Annotated in this window: 15 protein-coding genes; 12 read left to right on the forward strand and 3 right to left on the reverse strand. The window is 59.8% G+C overall.

Annotated features, from left to right (window positions below; all coding sequences use genetic code 11):
- The first annotated feature begins 3 nt into the window (after nt 1-3).
- From kdsB to murB, 3 genes are read left to right on the forward strand one after another with little or no spacing between them, the layout of a single operon-like run.
- Entirely contained in the window at nt 4-777 is a 774-nt protein-coding gene (gene kdsB / locus KQ940_RS14195) for a 3-deoxy-manno-octulosonate cytidylyltransferase (protein ID WP_217414363.1), read from the forward strand.
- On the forward strand, nt 774-1,259 hold the full coding sequence (locus KQ940_RS14200) for a low molecular weight protein-tyrosine-phosphatase (protein ID WP_217414364.1): 486 nt from the start codon (nt 774-776) through the stop codon (nt 1,257-1,259). The genes kdsB and KQ940_RS14200 overlap by 4 nt, the downstream gene beginning before the upstream one ends.
- Nucleotides 1,256-2,269 carry a UDP-N-acetylmuramate dehydrogenase gene (murB, locus tag KQ940_RS14205; RefSeq protein WP_217414365.1) on the forward strand — a complete coding sequence of 338 codons (1,014 nt, stop codon included), beginning with the start codon at nt 1,256-1,258 and terminating at the stop codon, nt 2,267-2,269. Before KQ940_RS14200 ends, murB begins: the two co-directional genes overlap by 4 nt.
- A 119-nt stretch (nt 2,270-2,388) precedes the next feature.
- Here murB and rne read toward each other — a convergent pair whose 3' ends face one another.
- Nucleotides 2,389-5,463: a ribonuclease E gene (gene rne, locus KQ940_RS14210; protein ID WP_217414366.1), complete on the reverse strand. Its 3,075-nt coding sequence runs from the start codon at nt 5,461-5,463 to the stop codon at nt 2,389-2,391.
- 485 nt (nt 5,464-5,948) lie between these two features.
- Between rne and rluC the strand changes: the two genes are divergently transcribed.
- The 3 genes from rluC to cysB all read left to right on the forward strand — a co-directional run bounded on the left by rluC (nt 5,949) and on the right by cysB (nt 9,132).
- A complete protein-coding gene (gene rluC / locus KQ940_RS14215; RefSeq protein WP_217414367.1) occupies nt 5,949-6,947 on the forward strand; it encodes a 23S rRNA pseudouridine(955/2504/2580) synthase RluC in 999 nt (332 codons plus the stop codon).
- A gap of 2 nt (nt 6,948-6,949) precedes the next feature.
- On the forward strand, nt 6,950-8,050 hold the full coding sequence (locus KQ940_RS14220; protein ID WP_217414368.1) for a DNA-binding protein: 1,101 nt from the start codon (nt 6,950-6,952) through the stop codon (nt 8,048-8,050).
- Between the two features lie 107 nt (nt 8,051-8,157).
- On the forward strand, nt 8,158-9,132 hold the full coding sequence (gene cysB / locus KQ940_RS14225; protein WP_217414370.1) for an HTH-type transcriptional regulator CysB: 975 nt from the start codon (nt 8,158-8,160) through the stop codon (nt 9,130-9,132).
- A gap of 18 nt (nt 9,133-9,150) precedes the next feature.
- On the opposite strand, the gene KQ940_RS14230 is transcribed toward cysB, so the two are convergent.
- A complete protein-coding gene (locus tag KQ940_RS14230; RefSeq protein ID WP_217414372.1) occupies nt 9,151-10,212 on the reverse strand; it encodes an LLM class flavin-dependent oxidoreductase in 1,062 nt (353 codons plus the stop codon).
- 322 nt (nt 10,213-10,534) lie between these two features.
- Between KQ940_RS14230 and thrH the strand changes: the two genes are divergently transcribed.
- A complete protein-coding gene (gene thrH / locus KQ940_RS14235) occupies nt 10,535-11,152 on the forward strand; it encodes a bifunctional phosphoserine phosphatase/homoserine phosphotransferase ThrH (RefSeq protein WP_217414414.1) in 618 nt (205 codons plus the stop codon).
- 37 nt (nt 11,153-11,189) lie between these two features.
- Here the strand turns inward: thrH and pabB are convergent, their stop codons facing one another.
- Nucleotides 11,190-12,563 carry an aminodeoxychorismate synthase component I gene (gene pabB / locus KQ940_RS14240; protein ID WP_217414374.1) on the reverse strand — a complete coding sequence of 458 codons (1,374 nt, stop codon included), beginning with the start codon at nt 12,561-12,563 and terminating at the stop codon, nt 11,190-11,192.
- Between the two features lie 83 nt (nt 12,564-12,646).
- Between pabB and KQ940_RS14245 the strand changes: the two genes are divergently transcribed.
- From KQ940_RS14245 to acnD, 5 genes are all read left to right on the forward strand, one after another.
- Nucleotides 12,647-13,567, forward strand: coding sequence for an alpha/beta fold hydrolase (locus KQ940_RS14245; protein ID WP_246590071.1), 921 nt, complete (start codon nt 12,647-12,649; stop codon nt 13,565-13,567).
- Nucleotides 13,568-13,856: 289 nt separating this feature from the next.
- Entirely contained in the window at nt 13,857-14,555 is a 699-nt protein-coding gene (locus KQ940_RS14250; RefSeq protein WP_217414376.1) for a GntR family transcriptional regulator, read from the forward strand.
- A gap of 17 nt (nt 14,556-14,572) precedes the next feature.
- A complete protein-coding gene (gene prpB, locus KQ940_RS14255) occupies nt 14,573-15,466 on the forward strand; it encodes a methylisocitrate lyase (RefSeq protein WP_217414378.1) in 894 nt (297 codons plus the stop codon).
- A 61-nt stretch (nt 15,467-15,527) separates the two neighbouring features.
- A complete protein-coding gene (gene prpC / locus KQ940_RS14260) occupies nt 15,528-16,658 on the forward strand; it encodes a bifunctional 2-methylcitrate synthase/citrate synthase (RefSeq protein WP_217414379.1) in 1,131 nt (376 codons plus the stop codon).
- A gap of 3 nt (nt 16,659-16,661) precedes the next feature.
- Complete coding sequence (gene acnD, locus KQ940_RS14265) at nt 16,662-19,268, forward strand: Fe/S-dependent 2-methylisocitrate dehydratase AcnD (RefSeq protein WP_217414380.1); 2,607 nt, start codon at nt 16,662-16,664, stop codon at nt 19,266-19,268.
- Nucleotides 19,269-19,316 lie beyond the last annotated feature (48 nt).

Here is a 19,316-nt window from a genome sequence, read left to right on the forward strand (position 1 = left end):
ACAATGAGCTTTTCCATCATTATCCCCGCGCGTTACGCGTCGAGCCGTTTCCCCGGTAAACCACTGGCGCAGCTGGCCGGTAAGCCGATGTTGCAGCATGTATACGAGCGCGCCTGCCAGAGCGAGGCGAAGCGGGTTGTCATCGCGACCGATGATCCGCGTATTGCCGAAGCCGCGAAGGCGTTTGATGCCGAGGTGTGCATGACCCGAGACGACCACCCGTCAGGCACAGACCGGCTGCAGGAGGTGGTAAAGACTCTGGGGTTTTACGCTGACGATATCGTCGTCAATGTGCAGGGTGACGAACCGATGATCCCGCCGCGGATCATCAATCAGGTGGCGCACAACCTGGCGGCGGTACCGGAAGCGAGCATCGCGACACTGTCGGAGCCGATCGAGAGCGTCGAAGCGCTGCTGAACCCGAACGTGGTCAAGGTTGTCACCGATAGTCGCGGTATGGCGCTCTACTTCAGCCGTGCGCCTATCCCCTGGCCCCGGGATGCTGCGCTGGCGCATGGCGAGAAGCTTGATCACCTGCCGACGGGGTTCAACTGGCAGCGCCATATCGGGCTGTACGCCTACCGCGTCAAGCTGCTCAACGATTTCGTGGCCTGGCCGGCGGCGGCGGTGGAGCAGACCGAATGTCTTGAACAGCTACGGGCGCTCTATAACGGCGCGGGTATCCATGTCGAAGAGGCGCTTGAGGCACCGCCTGCGGGCGTTGATACGCCGGAAGACCTGGCGCGTTTGCAGCAGTTGCTGGGGGCCACTGAATGAGCCAGACCGGTGTGCTGTTCGTCTGTCTGGGTAATATCTGCCGTTCTCCCACCGCCGAGGGGGTGTTCCGGGCAAAGTTGGCGGAACATGCCGATCTTGCGCAATTGCTTGATGTGGACTCGGCCGGTACGGCGGCGTATCACGTGGGTAATCCGCCGGACTCGCGCAGTGCGGCGATCGCGGCGCGCCGGGGCTATGACCTGTCGGCACTGCGCGCCAGGGCGGTCAGCCACGATGATTTTTCTCGCTATCGCTATATTCTGGCGATGGATCATGAAAACCTGCTCAATCTCAAATCGATCAGCCCGTCGGGCTTCGACGGGCATCTGGGTCTATTCCTGGATTTTGCGGGTATGGCGGGGGCTGAAGTGCCGGATCCCTATTACACCCGAGGCGACGCGGGATTTGAGGAGGTGCTCGATCTGGTCGAGGCTGCCGCCGAGGGCTTGATCGGTCATCTGCGCGGGGAGCTCCTCGGTTGAGTCTGCAGCTTTACTCCGATTATCCGCTGCGTCGTCTGAATACCTTCGGGTTTGAAAGCTATGCGCAGTGTTTCACCCGCCTTGAGACCGCGGGTGACGTGATCTCGCTGCACCGTTATGTCGATGAGCATCGGCTGCCGCTGCTGTTGATCGGTGGGGGCAGTAACCTGATTCTTGGGCCGAAAGTGCCGGGCGTGGTGGCCCAGGTGGCGATCGCGGGGATGGAGCTGGAGGCGTTGGCTGGCGACGCCGTCAGGGTGACGCTGGGAGCCGGCGAGAATTGGCATGGCAGTATCGAGCGTCTGCTTGAGCAGGGCGTTTACGGGCTGGAGAATCTGGCCTTGATCCCGGGCTGCGCAGGCGCCGCGCCGGTGCAAAATATCGGTGCCTACGGTGTCGAGGTGAAAGATCGTTTGGAGGCTGTCGAGGTCTACGACTGGCAGCAGCGCCGATTCTACTGGCTCGATAATGCCGAATGCAGATTCGCCTATCGAGACAGTATCTTCAAGCATGAGACCGATCGCTACCTGATTACACGGGTGCGTTTTCTGCTTAGCCGCCAGCCTGACTGCGTATTGAGCTACAAGCCTCTGCGTGATGCGATCGAGCCGGGTCAGGAGGGCAATCCTCGGGCGATATTTGATGCCGTATGTCGTATTCGGCGCGCCAAATTGCCCGATCCGACTCTGTTGGGTAATGCCGGCAGCTTCTTTAAGAATCCGATCGTAACGGCTGGTCAGTATCAAGCATTAAGGCAGCGCTATCCTGATATGGTGGCCTATCCGGAGGGTGAGGAGTTCAAATTGGCCGCTGGGTGGCTGATCGATCGACAGGGCTGGAAGGGCTATCGGCAGGAGGGTGTAGGGGTGCATGAGCACCAGGCACTGGTCTTGGTCAACTATGGCGAGGGTAACCGCCAGCAGATCGAACGTCTTGCCGAGCGCATTCAGTCGGATGTGCTGGAGCAGTACGGTGTTCAGCTTGAGGTGGAGCCGCGTTTCTATCCATAACGGACTCTGATAACGGCGGGATGAGGTGCCGGGTAGGGCGTTCGAATCCGGTATGCTCGGTTAATTGAATAATGAAAAAGCCCGCCAATCGGCGGGCTTTCTGTTACCTGGCGTCAGCCTCAGCTTTCGCTTTCAGCGTCGGAGCCGGCTGGGGCCGTCTCTTTCTGCTGCTGGCGGCGACGTACCTCGCGAGGATCGTTTGGGGCGCGCCGGCTGCGGCGACGGCGGGCGGACTGTGCCTGTTCCGCTTCGTCGCTGGAGGCATCCTCTTCCGCGACCGCTTCAGCACTCTCCTGAGTCGCGTCTGCAGCGTTCTGCTCTTCGGTTTCCGCGCTTAGGGCTGCCGGCTCGACGGCTGGCGCTGTTTCCGGTTCGGATGCTGCTGTCTGCTCGGGCTTTGCTTCAGCCTCGACGCTGTCGTCAGCAGTTTCGCTTACGGCCACAACTTCTTCTGTTGCCTCGGCGACAGTCTCCTCTTGTACGCTTTCAGCGGAGGTTTTCTTTGCTGTATCGGTCGACTCTTCATCGGCAGTGGCGGGTTCGGCAAGCTGCGCGCTAGTCTGCTCGGGCTCGGCTGTGCTTTCCTCCGGCTGGGCCGCCGTTTCCTCAGGCTGCTCGACCTGAGTGTCAGATGCAGTCGAGATCTCGGCAGAGCCCTCTTCTGTTTCGGACGGCTTGGTCTCCTCCTGAGCTTGAGACTCTTCAGCCTGAGCGGAAGTCTCCTCCGTCACCTCGGCAGCGGCGCTATCCTCTGCCTGTGTATCGGTTTCGGACACGGCTACCTCTTCCGGCTGGGCGGTAGAGATCTGAGCCTCGGCCTCCGTTTCACGTTTTGGCTCAGCCGTATCGTCGGACTGCGCGGCGATGGTCTCGCCAGCTGCGGCCTGTTCGGCATCCTGCGAGCCGGGCTCTTCCTGCTGTGTAGCGACGGCGTCTGTCGTTACCCCTTCGCCTTCCTGATTCTCTAGCGGAGTGCGCAGCGCGGTGCGTTCATCGCTCTTGCGGCGACGGCGGCCACGACGACGGCTGCGGCCTTCGTCACCTTCAGCAGCCGTGTTGTCGGACGAGCGGGTCTCCGCATCCTGCTGCTCCGGCTCTTCCTCCTGCTGCTCGCTCTGCAGATTCTGATCCAGATCATCGGACTGGGCGGTCGCTTCATTATCGCTGCGACGACGGCTGCGGCGGCGACGACGTGAGCGGCCGTTACCTTCCCCTTTTTCCTGTTCCGAACGTTCGTCGGAACCCTTGTCGCCGATCTTGGGCAGCGCCTGCTCCTGCTCGATCGTAATGATCTCGTCGTTGTCGCGGGAGCGGCGACGGTCGCCACCACGGCGATCGTCGCTTCGGCGGCGGGATTTGCCTGAACCGCCGCGGCTGCGAGGTTCCTGAGTCGATTTGGCGCGAGGCTTCTCTTCCTCGGCCTCTTTTTTCGGCTCGGGTTTAACCTCTTCCGGCTTCTTGCCGAACAGGCGACCCAGGGTTGCGACCACGCGCTCGCCGAAGGAGAGGGTGACCGGAGCCGGTGCTGCAACAGGTGTTTGCTGCTGTGTCTTGGGCTGCTCGGTCTCCGCTTTCTCTTCCGCGGATTGCGGCGCACGTGCTGTTGGGATTACTGCCTGGACCGCGGCCTTTTCCCGCTTTACCGGTGTCGTGGCGGCTTCAGGTTCCTCTTCAACGGCTTCCGGCTGCAGGGTGTAGCTTGGGTCGTGGGTGGTCGATACGCTGTGGTCATCGCGCAGGCGCACCACTTCGTAGTGAGGTGTTTCCATGTTCGGGTTGGGCACGATGACGATCTGTACCCCATTGCGCAGCTCGATGGCGTGAACTTCACGACGCTTTTCGTTGAGCAGGAAGGTGGCAACGCTGACCGGCAGAATGGCGCGGATCTGGGCGGTGCGGTCCTTGGCCGACTCCTCTTCGATCAGGCGCAGGATCGACAGTGCGAGCGACTCGGTATCGCGAATCGTGCCCTGGCCGTTACAGCGTGGGCATACATGTCCGCGGGATTCGGCGAGGGAGGGGCGCAGGCGCTGACGCGACATCTCGAGCAGGCCGAAGCGGGAGATACGGCCCATCTGTACGCGGGCGCGATCCAGTTTCAGGGCATCGCCCAGGCGCTTTTCGACTTCGCGCTGATGCTTGATCGGCGTCATGTCGATAAAGTCGATCACGATCAGGCCGCCGATGTCGCGCAGACGCAGTTGGCGGGCGATCTCTTCGGCCGCTTCCAGGTTGGTGTTGAGCGCGGTTTCCTCGATATCGCCGCCGCGCGTCGCGCGTGCCGAGTTGATGTCGATCGAGACCAGTGCCTCGGTCGGATCGATAACGATGGAGCCGCCGGAGGGGAGTTTGACCTCACGCTCGAAAGCGGTCTCGATCTGGGTTTCGATCTGGAAACGGTTGAACAGCGGAATCTGCTCTTTATAGAGTTTGATGCGATTCTCGTAGCTGGGCATCACCTGGCGCACGAACATCAGCGCCTGGTCGTAGACGGTCGGATCGTCGATCAATACCTCGCCGATATCCGAGCGCAGATAGTCACGGATGGCGCGGATGACGACATTGCTTTCCTGGTAGATCAGGAAGGGGGCGGAGCGTGTTGTTGTCGCCGTAATTGCTTCCCAGAGTTGAACCAGGTAATCCAGATCCCACTGCAGTTCTTCACTGCTGCGGCCGATACCGGCGGTGCGCACGATAGCGCCCATCTGATCCGGGATGTTGACGCCCGACAGGGCTTCTTTCAGTTGGGTGCGCTCGTCACCCTCGATACGGCGGGAGATGCCGCCGGCGCGGGGGTTGTTGGGCATCAATACCAGATAGCGACCGGCGAGGCTGATAAAGGTGGTCAGCGCCGCGCCCTTGTTGCCGCGCTCCTCCTTGTCGACCTGTACGATAACTTCGGTGCCCTCTTTGACCATCTCCTTGATATTTGGACGCTGGCCCCGTTCGGGTTGTTTGCTGAAGTATTCGCGGGAGATCTCTTTGAGGGGCAGGAAGCCGTGGCGCTCGGCACCGTAATCGACGAAAGCGGCTTCAAGGCTGGGCTCTACGCGGGTGATACGGCCCTTGTAGATGTTGGCCTTCTTCTGCTCGCGGCTGTCGGATTCGATATCGAGGTCGAAAAGACGCTGGCCATCTACCAGCGCGACGCGCAACTCTTCGGGTTGAGTTGCGTTGATAAGCATTCTCTTCATGTTGTTATGCGTTCTCAGCAAAACGCAACGCTGCCACCGCCGGATCTGCTCCGGAGTGTGAAGATGACGCCCAGTCTTTCTGATCGCTACCTGCTGCTTGGGTTTTGTTGACCCAAAGCAACAGGGCGGGCAGTCGCTATCGCGGCTGCTCGTATATCGGCGGTGGAGGAAACGCAGACCTCTGTCGTTATAGTTGCTGGCTGTGGCTGCCTTGGGGGCAGGTTCCGGGTCAGCGTGCATCTCCACCTTCAACTGGGCCTTCGGATTCAGGCGAAGGCCGTGAAAGCGTTACGTAAAATAAGGTTTGATTTCGTAAGAAACCATCAATCTCTGCCGCCGATCGGATCGTGCGCGGCCACGCTTCGAGGTGTGGGTGAGGGGCCGGCGACCTGGATTCAAAAATAGCTAAAGCCAACCGCCTGCGGCATCGCTAGAATATACCAGCTAACCCCAAGAGCATCAACGAACGGACATACCAGTAACTGATGGCAAATGAAAGTACAGGCATCCAGAGCGGGGTGCAGTTTATTACCGTTGAAGAGGATCAGGGTGGGCAGCGTATCGATAACTTCTTGCGCACCGCGTTGAAGGGCGCGCCGAAGAGCCTGATCTATCGTGTTTTGCGCAAGGGTGAGGTTAGAGTCAATAAGAAGCGCATCAAGCCCGAGTACAAGCTGGAGCCTGGCGATCTGATCCGTATCCCGCCCATCCGCCTGCCGGAAAAGGGCGATGCACCTATAGTCGGTGACAAACTACTCGAATTTCTGGAGCGTGCGGTGGTGTACGAGGATGATGCTTTGATGGTCATCAACAAACCCTCCGGTCTCGCCGTTCACGGTGGCAGTGGCGTCAATCTGGGTTTGATCGAAGCGCTGCGCCAGCTGCGGCCGCAGCAGCGTTTTCTGGAGCTGGTTCATCGCCTGGACCGGGATACCTCCGGCTGCATCATGATCGCCAAGAAACGATCGATGTTGAGGTATCTGCACGAGCTTCTGCGCGAACATCGGGTGCAGAAGGTCTATCAGGCGCTGGTTCAGGGGCGCTGGGAGAGCAAGGATAAGCGAGTGGACGCTCCGTTGCTCAGAGGCGAGCTCAAGTCGGGTGAGCGGATGGTCAAGGTGGATGCCGAGGGCAAACCGTCGCTAACCGATTTTCGTATCATCAGGCGGTTCGGCAACGCCGCCACACTGATCGAAGCGCGGCCGAAGACCGGGCGTACGCATCAGATTCGAGTACACACTCAATTTGTGGGGCATCCGATTATTGGCGATCCCAAGTACGGTATAGATGCCATCAACCAGCAGTATCGTGAGTTGGGTTTCCGCAGGCTGATGCTGCATGCGGCCGCGCTTGAATTGAAACTGCCGGATGGAACCCCACTTAAGGTAGAGGCGACTCTCGAGCCGCAGATTGAGACAGCGCTTGAACAGTTGCTCCGCAGTGTTGAGAAACAGGATCAGAGTCAAACAGGATCAGGATGTTAAATGTGAACGAACGGGACATGGCCCGTATTTTTTCCGCCGCCGATCAGCTGCTTATAAGTGGAAAAAGGCCTGATGTCGGTGCGATTTCGGCCCAGGTTGAGCTCGCCCAGGGTGAGATAGAGCAGTTGCTCGAGCGCTGGTGGCATGCTTTGCCGGGGCGGATTCAGCTTGGCGACCGCAATGCCAGGGCGTTTCCGGATATGCCGGACACTCTGGCGCAGTCCTTTATGCGTGTCTGGCAGCAGGCGGTTCAGGAGGCGCAAGCCAATGTCAGGCGGGACCGACAGCAGCATGAGGTCGGCGAGGAGGAGAGCAGGCGCATCAACGAAGAGGCCCTGCGCCAGTCGCAAGGGGTCTATCAAGAGCTCGAAGCGCGTTACCGTGAGCTGGGTGTTCGACTGGAGCAGTCGGAACAGCACGGAAAGTCTCTGGAAGCGGAGATCGCCGTGTTGAAAAATAATCTCTCTACCGAGACCAATGAGCGTAAGCGCGAAGAGCAGCTGCGCGCCAATCTCGATCATGAGCTCAACCAGTTGCGTAAGCAGTATGAGGACTACCGTCGCAGTACCGAACAGCGCTTGAAGGAGGAGCAGCGCAAGGGGGTCGAGGCGATGGCGAAAGCTGAGGTTGAGGTTAGACACTTCCGAAGCATGCTGGACAAGGTCAGGGACGAGGCCGGCCGAAAAGAGGCGGCGCTGACCCGGGATCTGCACGAGCATCAGGGGGAGCTGGCGCGCAAAGAGGTGAAGCTCGAAACCCAGGCGAGCCAGATCAAGGCGTTGGAAACCGAGCTCAACGCGATCAAGCAGGACGTGGGTGTGCAACATCGCGACCTGACCAAGATCAATAGCGCCTTGCTTTCGGAGTCCAATAAAAACAAGCGCTTGGAGGATAAAATAAAGGAGCTTTCAGAAGAGCTGCAGCGCTCCAATCAGCGAGCGCTTACGGCGGGAAGCGATGGTGCGCGGCGGGAAAACGCACTGCGGACTCAGCTCAAGGAGCGCGATGAGGCGCTGATGAAGGCGCAGGCGCGTATCGCGGCACTGGAGAAGCGGTCGGTGACGCAGGACGAGGAGATTCGAAGGCTCAGTGCTCGCCTGTAATCGAGTCATCGAAGGAATGGACGTAGGGACTTAGCGCTGCTATACATATTCGTTAAGGTTATATGAATGTGTTTTTTTGATTACCAAAAAACGGATGATGCGCTGCGATGAAGCTTCAGCAACTGCGATATATCTGTGAGGTTGCACGACATGATTTAAATGTTTCGGCGACGGCGCAGAGCCTCTATACCTCGCAACCCGGTATCAGCAAGCAGATTCGTCTACTTGAGGATGAGCTGGGCGTCGAGGTGTTCGCACGCAGTGGCAAACATCTGACGCGCGTCACTCCCGCCGGGCAGGCGATCCTCTCCGTGGCGGAGGAGATTCTGCAAAAGGTGGAGAGTATTCGTCAGGTTGCCCAGGAGTTCAGCGATGAAAAGAAGGGCAGTCTGTCGATAGCCACGACCCATACCCAGGCGCGCTACGCGCTGCCCAGTGCAATCAACGAGTTCATCAAAACCTATCCCGACGTATCACTGCACATGCATCAGGGGACTCCGATGCAGATCTCGGAAATGGCGGCGGATGGAACGGTGGACTTTGCCATCGCAACCGAGGCTCTGCAGCATTTCAGTGACCTGATCATGATGCCGTGTTACCGCTGGAACCGTTCGGTTATGGTGCCCAGGAATCACCCACTGACACAGGTGTCGAAACTGACGTTGAAAGACGTTGCCGCTTACCCGATTGTCACCTACGTGTTTGGCTTTACCGGTCGCTCCAAGCTTGACGATGCCTTCCGCCATCACGGGTTGGAGCCGAAGGTGGTGTTTACCGCGGTGGATTCGGACGTAATCAAGACCTATGTCAGGCTCGGCCTGGGCGTGGGTATCGTCGCTTCGATGGCGTATGAACCCGGTGTCGACGACGATCTGGTTGCGCTGGACGCAAGCCATCTGTTCGAAGCCAGCACGACCAAGATCGGTTTCCGTAAGGGCACCTTCCTGCGCGGTTTCATGTATGACTTCATCCGTCTGTTTGCCCCCCATTTGACCCCTGAAGTGGTGCGTAAGGTGCAGGCCTGCGACAACCGCGCAGAGGTCGATGCGCTGTTCGAGGGGCTTGAGCTGCCGGTACTCTGATACCGGCAGTGCATCTGGTCAGCCAACCCGGGTCAGCGCTGGAGCGCTGTGTTCCGGGTTAAGCTCCATTACCTTCGCCAACTCCTCATAGCACTTCACCCGGTCGGAGAAGCGGTAGGTCACGTTGATTGCCAGGATCTCGTCAACCGCATATTCGTCGCTCAGCAGTTCAAGCTGATCGCGACATTGACCGGGAGTGCCGAGGATCATCGTACGTAGGGTTTCGTCGAAGTAGGCTCGGTCCGATGGTGATAGCTGTCGATAGAGTGTCTGCACCTCTTCGGGCGGGCGTAGCCCCTCTCTGTTGCCGTGCAGGTGGGCTTGCAACTTCCAATAGGTGTGTGTCGAGGCGACAAATTTTGCCTCTTCCATTGAATCGGCACAGATCACGGCCGTTGCCAGCATGGCGCTGGGCTGGTCGCCGAAACCGCCTGGACGGAATGCCTTGCGGTAGCTGCGAATGATCTCGGGCGATCGATAATCGGTGCCGATAAACAGAGCGAGTACAAATCCCGCGCCCAGGGATGCGGCCAGTCGGGTACTGCCGCTACCGGAGCCAAGTACCCAGGGGGCAGGTGGGGTCTCGGTACCGGGCATCGCGCGCAGCCCCTGATACTGATGACCGTCAGGCAGCTGATTGCGGACCAGGGCCAGGAGGTCCGCCAGTTGCTCGGAATAGAGCTCGCCTCCCGAGGGGAATCCAGGGTAGGCCAGAGCATGAGTGGAAAGGCTGCTGCCTCCTGGGGCGCGGCCTACGCCCAGATCGATCCGGCCCGGAAACAGCGCCTGCAACGAGCTGAAGGTTTCGGCGACCTTCAGCGGGCTGTAGTGGGACAGCATTACGCCACCGGATCCGACGCGAATCTGTCGGGTCTGACTGGCGATCGCCGCGATCAGGATCTCCGGTGCCGGACTCGCATAACTGGGTGTATTGTGGTGCTCCGCCACCCAGTAGCGACTGTAGCCTGCAGCTTCGCATCGCTTGGCCAGTTCGACGCTGCGGCGCAGTGCTTCGGCGGCTGGCCGGCCGTCGTATACCGGTGACTGGTCTACTACGCCGATTCGCAACGACCTGCTCAAAGCAATACCTCCAGGGCTCGGGTTGCGACCTCAACGTCTTGTTCGGCAGCCTCACGCCCGCGTGCCAGTATCCGGTCATTTATCTGGTTATCGAGTTTCATCTTTATCCGTCCGTATCTGCTGCGGCTCCAATAGTAAGGTATAAGAGCGGTGCTGCCCTCGGCCTGGATCTGGATCTCCAAATCCCGCATTTGCAACTTGGACGCTTGTCGGATCCGTGTGCAGGCCTAAGGATCGCCGAACCGGGTGGTGCGTTGAAAGGGCGCCGCCTTTCGGGGTAGAGTTGCCCACTATTTTGATCAATAAAATGCGGAGAATGAGCGTGGAGCTGGCTTGTCTTGACCTGGAAGGTGTACTTATCCCCGAGATCTGGATCGCATTTGCCGAAGAGACCGGCATCGAGGCGCTGAAGGCCACGACCCGCGATATTCCCGATTATGACGTGCTGATGAAACAGCGTCTGTCGATTCTCGATCAGCATGGCCTGACCCTGCCGCAGATCCAGGACACCATCAGCCGTCTGAGCCCGCTTGAAGGGGCGAAAGAGTTTGTTGACTGGCTGCGTGAGCGGTTCCAGGTGGTGATTCTGTCCGATACCTTCTACGAATTTGCCGCGCCGCTGATGAAACAGCTGGGCTACCCGACCCTGCTGTGTCACAAGCTGGAGGTCAACGATGAAGGACGCATCACCGATTACACCCTGCGTCAGCGCGACCCCAAGCGGCAGTCGGTGCGCGCCTTCCAGCTGCTCAACTACCGCGTGATCGCGGCCGGTGATTCCTACAACGACACCACCATGCTGGCCCAGGCGGAAAAGGGGATTCTGTTCCACGCGCCGGATAACGTGATCGCCGAGTTTCCGCAGTTTCCGGCCGTGCACAGCTATGAAGATTTGAAGAAAGAGTTCCTCAAGGCGAGTAATCGCGATCTTTCCCTGTAGTCGCGGTCAGGTTTGTTGTAACGAAGAGAAGGGGCTGTTATAGCCCCTTCAGTGTATCCAGCAGGTTGTTCACCTTGTCGAACGACTCCTGGTACTCGGCATCAGCCTCCGAGTCGGCGACGATACCGCCGCCGGCCGAGCAGTAGATCTTGCCATCTTCAACCAGCAAGGTGCGGATGCAGATGCTGGTGTCCATTGTGCCGTCAGCACTGATATAGCCGATCGAGCCGCAGTAGATGCCGCGGCGGTGCGGTTCCAGCTCGTCGATGATCTCCATCGCCCTGATCTTTGGCGCGCCGGTGATGGAACCGCCGGGGAAGCAGTGCTGAAGCAGGTCGAGACTGCTGAAGCCCTCCGCCAGTTGTCCGGTAACGGCGCTGACCAGGTGGTGCACGTTGGGGTAGCTCTCGATCTTGAACAGCTCCGGTACCCTGACGCTGCCGGGCCGGCACACCTTGCCCAGGTCGTTGCGCAGTAGATCAACGATCATCAGGTTTTCGGCGCGGTCCTTCTCCGCCTCAGAAAGCTCGTCGGCCAGCGCCTTGTCCTCCTCCGCTGTTCTTCCACGCGGACGGGTGCCCTTGATCGGTCGCGTCTCCACCTCGCCCTGAGCGGAGCTTTTCAGGAAGCGCTCGGGAGACAGCGACAGGATCGCGCCATCCTCCGACTCCAGGTAGGCGCCGAATGGGGTGGTTGCACGCTGTCTCAGTGCGCGGTAGGCGTAGAATGGGTCGCCTTCGCAGCTGGCGCTCCAGCGCTGGGTCAGGTTGATCTGGTAACAGTCGCCGGCGCGAATATATTCCTGGATGCGCTCGAAGGCCTGGCGATAGGCATCGGCGGGAAGATTGCTGGTAAATTCCGACGTCAGTTTGAACGGGGTTGTTGCCTCGAGGTCGCCGGATTTCGTCAGCAGCTGGTTCAGCATCTCGATCTGACGCGGATCGGCTTTGGCATGTGAAACAAGATAGCTTTGCCGTTCAGCGTGATCGATGACCACGGACCATAAGTAGCGACCGACTCTCATCTCCGGCAGGCACAGGTCATCCTTGGCCAGGTTCGGCAGGCGCTCGAAGGCGCGGCCAAGATCATAGCTGAAGTGTCCCAACAGTCCGCAGCAGAAGGGGAGTTCAGTGGTGCCGGGTGCAATCGCGATCTCGGCATGCAGTTCCTTGAGCAGGCTTACCGGATCTCCGCCCAGATTCTGCCAAAGCCCCTGTCTGCGTACCGCGACCTCGCCCCGGTTGTAACGCACCATCAGATCCGGCGCTGCGGCGATGATGTCATAGCGGCCAAACCGAGGGTCTGTCTGTGGGTAGGCGCTGTCCAGCAGGACAGGGTCGCCAAACGGGCGCAGGCGATCCAATACGACAAAGGCGTCAAGCGGATAGGGGAGCGGGTGACAGTTGAGCACGCGACAGGATCCTGACCGAAAAACATCGATTTTAACGCTGCTAAACAGCGCTTGCGAGTCCGCGAGCGACGCATACAGGTATAATGGCCTCCCGGAAGAGCAATCTATGGAATCTCTGCGAGATGAAGGCGCCGCACTACACTGTCGATCAACGAACCCTTAATCTTTCCGATCAGCAACTGGTCTACCGGCTCTACAAACATGCTGGTGTCAGCAGCGGACGTCGACTTGTGCTGGTGCATGGTGCCGGCGTCGGCGGACGCGATACCTGGGAGATGCTGCAGTCATTCCTGACCCATTGGGACGAGATTCTGGTGCCGGATATGCGTGGGACCGGCGATACCCGATACCCGGATGGGCTGGAGCATGAGTTTAGCGTGCAGCAACTGGTGGCCGATCTGAATGCGCTGGTCGATCACCTCGGTTGGTGGCAGTTCGATCTCGGCGGCTATTCCCTGGGCGGCATGGTCTGCATGCTGTTCAAGCAGCAGCACCCGGACCGGGTGGGCAAGCAGTATCTGTTGGAGTCGGCCGCACTGGATCGGCCCGACTGGCGGAGCACCGTTACATTGCGAGAGCGCTACTCGGATGCGGCCGTGCATCTGCGCACCGCGAATCGGGAAGCGGGTATTCGCCAGTTCCTGGATACCATATCCCCCAATCGCCGCATTACCGAACAGACGGAGCGCTTGACCATCGCACGTCTCGGTTATCGCCCGGAGGGGTTTGCGAATGCGCTGGACGCCGTGACCAAGGGGATACGCGACCTGGATCGAGAGGCGATCCTTGCTGCGCAGGGCGATGTCAGCAGTTTTATCGGTGGGCAGAGCGTCGAGTTGATGCACCAGTTGCATATGCATCTGGCCGACGGCATGCCGAACTGGCATTACTTCCATGTGGCTGGCACCGATCACTCGCTGCCGTTCCAAAAACCTCGACAGATCGCGCGTATCATGAACGCTGAACTGGAACGTTATCTGTCTCAGCGCAACAAAACCGCATAAGGTTCAGCTCCACCCACCCCCAAACCCCTGTCGGCGGCTGTTGCATGGTCAGATGGCCTGGCAGGGGTGTTGTTGACAATCCATGCTGTCAGCGATGGTATGTTCCCGCCGGAGAGATTCGCCGAATCGCGGCGGATTCCGTGAGTTATCGCTCCATATGGTTCATAATTCTCCTATTCATACTTTTGTCTGATGTTGACAATTTGACCGCCAGATTGGGTTGACTGCCCGTTTTTCCAACTGTAATGTGTCGACAATCTAACATTGTCGACAATCTTGAAGGGTTGCGATGAATACAGAAGCTAAAGAAAGTTCAGTGCTTGAGATCGACCAGGAGAGCCGCACGCTTGCTGACCGGGTGTGCAAGCAGATCGTAACGGCGATCGTCAAAGGTGATCTGTTACCGGGGCAGAAGATCAGTGAGCCGGAGCTGGCGCGTACCTATGGTATCAGTCGTGGCCCTCTGCGAGAGGCGATGCGCCGTCTCGAGGGCTGGCGCCTGGTCGAGCGCAAACCGCACATCGGTGCGCGTGTCGTCAAGCTCAGTGCGCAGGAGCTGATCGAGATCTACCGGGTGCGCGAAGCGCTGGAGGGCATGGCCTGCCGGTTGGCGGCCGAGAACATGACGCAGACCGAGATCGACAGTCTCAAGGCGCTGCTCGATGCCCACGAACAGTCGATCGAACAGCGGGAGGGGCGCTCCTACTTTCAGAAGGAGGGCGATCTCGATTTTCACTACCGCGTCGTCAAGGGCAGCAAGAATGCCAAGCTGCAGGAGATGCTCGGCGCGGACCTATACCACCTGGTACGCATGTACCGTTACCAATTCAGCGTTTCCAGCTCACGGCCGAAACGTGCCCTCAAGGAGCATCGACAGATCATCGATGCCATTGAAGCGCGGGATGCAGAGCTGGCTGAGATGCTGATGCGACGCCATATCAGCGCGGCGCGCCAGAACATCGAAGACAAGCTGAACGCCAAAGAGTAAACCTCAAGGGGATCATAATGGCTGAGAAACTGACTGCGGGTGCGCGCTTCCGTAAAGCGCTGGCTGAGAACCAGCCACTGCAGATTGTTGGCACCGTCAATGCGTACAACGCAATGATGGCAACACGTGTGGGTCACCAGGCTATCTACCTGTCCGGTGGCGGCGTTGCCAACGCTTCTTACGGTCTGCCCGACCTGGGCATGACATCGATGAACGACGTGCTGGAGGATGTGCGCCGTATCACCAGCGCTGTCGACACGCCGTTGATGGTCGATATCGATACCGGCTGGGGCGGTGCATTCAATATCGCGCGTACCGTCAAAGAGATGATCAAGGGTGGTGCGGCTGCTGTTCATATCGAGGACCAGGTGGCGCAGAAGCGTTGCGGTCATCGCCCCAACAAGGAGATCGTGTCCCTTGAGGAGATGGTCGATCGGGTGAAAGCCGCGGTTGATGCCAAGACCGACGACAGTTTCTTTATCATGGCACGTACCGACGCCTTCCAGATGGAGGGGCTCAACGCCGCCGTCGAGCGCGCTCAGGCCTGCCTGGAAGCCGGTGCCGACGCTATCTTCGCCGAAGCGGTGCACACCCTGGATGATTACCGGGCGTTCTCCACCGGCATCAACGGCGCGCACCTGCTGGCCAATATCACCGAGTTCGGCGCCACGCCGCTGTTCAACAAGCGTGAGCTCGCCGAAGTGGGTGCCACCATGGTGCTCTACCCGCTCTCCGCTTTCCGTGCCGCGAATAAAGCCGCACTGAACGTATACGAACATCTGCTCAATGACGGCGATCAGAAAGCCGTTGTCGATACCATGCAGACCCGCATGGAACTGTACGATTTCCTTAACTACCACGACTTCGAACAGAAGTTGGACGCGTTGTTTGCCGAAGGCAAAAACAAATAAGTGTCGCGTCTTGTATAGAAAAGAGCGCGTCAGACGCTCGAGACAGAATTAGGAGATAACCATGGCTGAAGCGAAGAAACTTGGTGGCGCAGGCTTGCGCGGACAGTCCGCAGGTGAAACCGCGCTGTGTACGGTAGGTAAAACCGGTGCGGGTCTGACCTACCGTGGCTACGACATCAAGGAGCTGGCAGACAAGGCGCAGTTTGAAGAGGTGGCATACCTGCTGCTCTACGGCAAGCTGCCGAACCAGGCTGAACTGGATGCCTACAAGACCAAGCTGAAAGGGATGCGTGGCCTGCCCGGGGCGCTGAAAGCGGTGCTGGAGCAGATACCGGCGGATGCTCACCCGATGGACGTGATGCGTACCGGCTGCTCGATGCTGGGTAACCTGGAAACCGAGCAGGATTTCAGCGAGCAGCACGACAAGATCGATCGCATGCTGGCCGTGTTCCCCTCGATCATCAACTACTGGTACAACTTCGCCCACAAGGGCGAGCGGATCGATACCGAGACTGAGGCCGACTCCATCGGTGAGCATTTCCTCTGGACCCTGCATGGCAAGAAGCCTGAACCGCTGCACGTCAAGGTGATGCATGCGTCGCTGATCCTCTATGCCGAGCATGAGTTCAACGCCTCCACCTTTGCTGCCCGCGTCTGTGCGTCGACCCTGTCGGACATCCACAGCTGTGTCACCGGAGCGATCGGTACCCTGCGTGGCCCGCTGCACGGCGGTGCCAACGAAGCGGCGATGGCGATGATCGAGAACTGGACCTCGCCGGATCAGGCGGAAGCCGAGATCATGGGGATGCTGGAGCGCAAAGAGAAGATCATGGGCTTCGGACACGCGATCTACCGAGACTCCGATCCGCGCAATGCGATCATCAAGACCTGGTCAAAGCAGCTGGCCGAGCAGGTGGGCGATACCGTGCTCTACCCGGTGTCCGAGCGTGTCGAGGCGGTGATGTGGCGCGAGAAGAAACTGTTCTGTAACGCTGACTTCTTCCACGCCTCGGCTTACCACTTCATGGGCATTCCGACCGAGCTGTTCACGCCGATCTTTGTCTGCTCTCGTGTGGCGGGCTGGACCGCGCATGTGATCGAGCAGCGCGCCAACAACCGCATCATCCGTCCGTCGGCGGACTACACCGGTCCGGAAGCGGCCGAGTGGGTGCCGATCGAGCAGCGAGCCTGAGCTATGAATACTGAATTTCGCAAACCCCTTCCGGGCAGTTCACTGGATTACTTCGATACCCGCGCGGCGGTCGAGGCGATTCAGCCGGGCGCCTATGACACACTGCCCTACACCTCACGCGTATTGGCTGAGCAGCTGGTGCGCCGCTGCGAACCGGAAGCGCTGACCGATTCGCTGAAACAGATTATCGAGCGCAAGCGTGATCTGGATTTCCCCTGGTATCCCGCCCGCGTGGTCTGTCACGATATCCTCGGACAGACGGCGCTGGTCGACCTGGCCGGCCTGCGCGACGCGATCGCCGAACAGGGTGGTGACCCCGCCAAGGTCAACCCGGTGGTGCCGACCCAGCTGATCGTCGACCACTCACTGGCGGTGGAAGCGGCGGGGTTCGATCCCGATGCCTTCGAGAAGAACCGTGCCATCGAAGATCGCCGTAACGAGGATCGCTTCCACTTTATCGAGTGGACCAAGACCGCGTTCAAGAACGTGGACGTGATCCCCGCCGGTAACGGCATCATGCACCAGATCAACCTGGAGAAGATGTCACCGGTGATCCAGGCGCGCGATGGCGTGGCCTTCCCTGATACCTGTGTCGGTACCGACTCCCACACCCCCCATGTGGATTCCCTCGGTGTTATCGCCATCGGCGTCGGCGGTCTGGAAGCGGAAACCGTGATGCTGGGGCATCCGTCGATGATGCGTCTGCCCGATATCGTCGGCGTCAAGCTGACCGGCAAGCGCCAACCAGGCATTACCGCAACCGATATCGTACTCGCCCTGACCGAGTTTCTGCGCCAGCAGCGTGTGGTCGGTGCCTATGTGGAGTTCTTCGGAGAGGGGGCTGCCAGCCTCACCATCGGCGACCGTGCCACCATCTCCAACATGTGCCCGGAGTTCGGTGCCACCGCGGCGATGTTCTACATCGACGAGCAGACCATCGATTACCTGAAACTGACCGGTCGCGAGCCGGAGCAGGTGGAGCTGGTCGAGCACTACGCCAAGACCACCGGTCTGTGGGCCGATGCCCTGGTAGGCGCCGAATACGAGCGGGTGCTGGAGTTCGATCTGTCCACCGTGGTTCGCAATATGGCCGGCCCCTCCAATCCTCACCGCCGCCTGCCGACCAGTGCGTTGCATGAGCGCGGTATCGCCGACGAAGCGAAACTGGCGGCCGCCAAGGCCGAGGAGGCGGAAGGGCTGCTACCGGACGGTGCCGTGATCATCGCCGCCATCACCTCCTGCACCAACACCTCCAACCCGCGCAACGTGGTCGCCGCAGGCCTGCTGGCCAAGAAAGCCAACGAGCTGGGCCTGGTGCGCAAGCCCTGGGTGAAGAGCTCCTTCGCGCCGGGATCGAAGGTGGCGCGCCTCTACCTGGAGGAGGCCGGTCTGCTGCCCGAACTGGAGAAACTCGGCTTCGGTATCGTCGCTTACGCCTGCACCACCTGTAACGGTATGTCCGGTGCGCTGGATCCGAAGATCCAGCAGGAGATCATCGATCGCGACCTGTACGCCACCGCCGTGCTGTCCGGTAACCGCAACTTCGACGGCCGTATCCACCCCTATGCCAAGCAGGCGTTCCTGGCCTCGCCGCCGCTGGTGGTGGCCTATGCCATCGCCGGTACCGTGCGTTTCGATATCGAGAAGGACGTGCTGGGCAGCGACAAGCAGGGTAACCCGGTGACGCTGAAGGATCTCTGGCCGTCGGACGAGGAGATCGATACCATCGTCGCGACCTCGGTCAAGCCGGAGCAGTTCAAGCAGGTGTATATTCCGATGTTCGACCTGGGCGAGGTAGAGGAGGCGGAGAGCCCGCTCTACGACTGGCGCCCCATGTCCACCTATATCCGTCGTCCGCCGTACTGGGAAGGGGCGCTGGCCGGCGAGCGCACGCTGAAGGGGATGCGTCCTTTGGCGGTATTGCCGGACAACATCACCACTGATCACCTGTCGCCCTCCAACGCGATCCTGGCCAGCTCCGCGGCCGGTGAATACCTGGCGAAGATGGGGCTGCCGGAGGAGGATTTCAACTCCTACGCCACCCACCGCGGCGACCACCTGACCGCGCAGCGTGCCACCTTCGCCAATCCGAAACTGTTGAACGAGATGTGCCGTGACGAGAATGGCGAGGTGATCCAGGGTTCCCTGGCCCGCGTCGAGCCGGAAGGGCAGCAGATGCGGATGTGGGAGGCGATCGAGACCTACATGAACCGCAAGCAGAACCTGATCATCGTCGCCGGTGCCGACTACGGTCAGGGATCTTCCCGCGACTGGGCGGCCAAGGGCGTGCGCCTGGCCGGTGTCGAGGTGATCGTGGCGGAAGGGTTCGAGCGAATTCACCGTACCAACCTGGTCGGCATGGGTGTACTGCCGGTGGAGTTCAAGCCGGGCACCACCCGTCTGACCCTGGGTATCGACGGCACCGAAACCTACGACATCAAGGGTGAGATCTCGCCGCGTTGCGACCTGACGCTGGTGATCAACCGCCGCAATGGAGAGGTAGTCGAGGTACCGGTGACCTGCCGCCTGGATACCGCGGCCGAGGTCAGTGTCTACAACGCCGGTGGCGTGTTGCAGCGCTTTGCCAAGGATTTCCTCGGCCAGGCCTGACAGGAGGCGCCCAGGCTCTTGCCGGTACAGGCGGAGGTGGGCGCGCTT

Source organism: Marinobacterium ramblicola, assembly GCF_019084545.1.
Taxonomy (GTDB): domain Bacteria; phylum Pseudomonadota; class Gammaproteobacteria; order Pseudomonadales; family Balneatricaceae; genus Marinobacterium_D; species Marinobacterium_D ramblicola.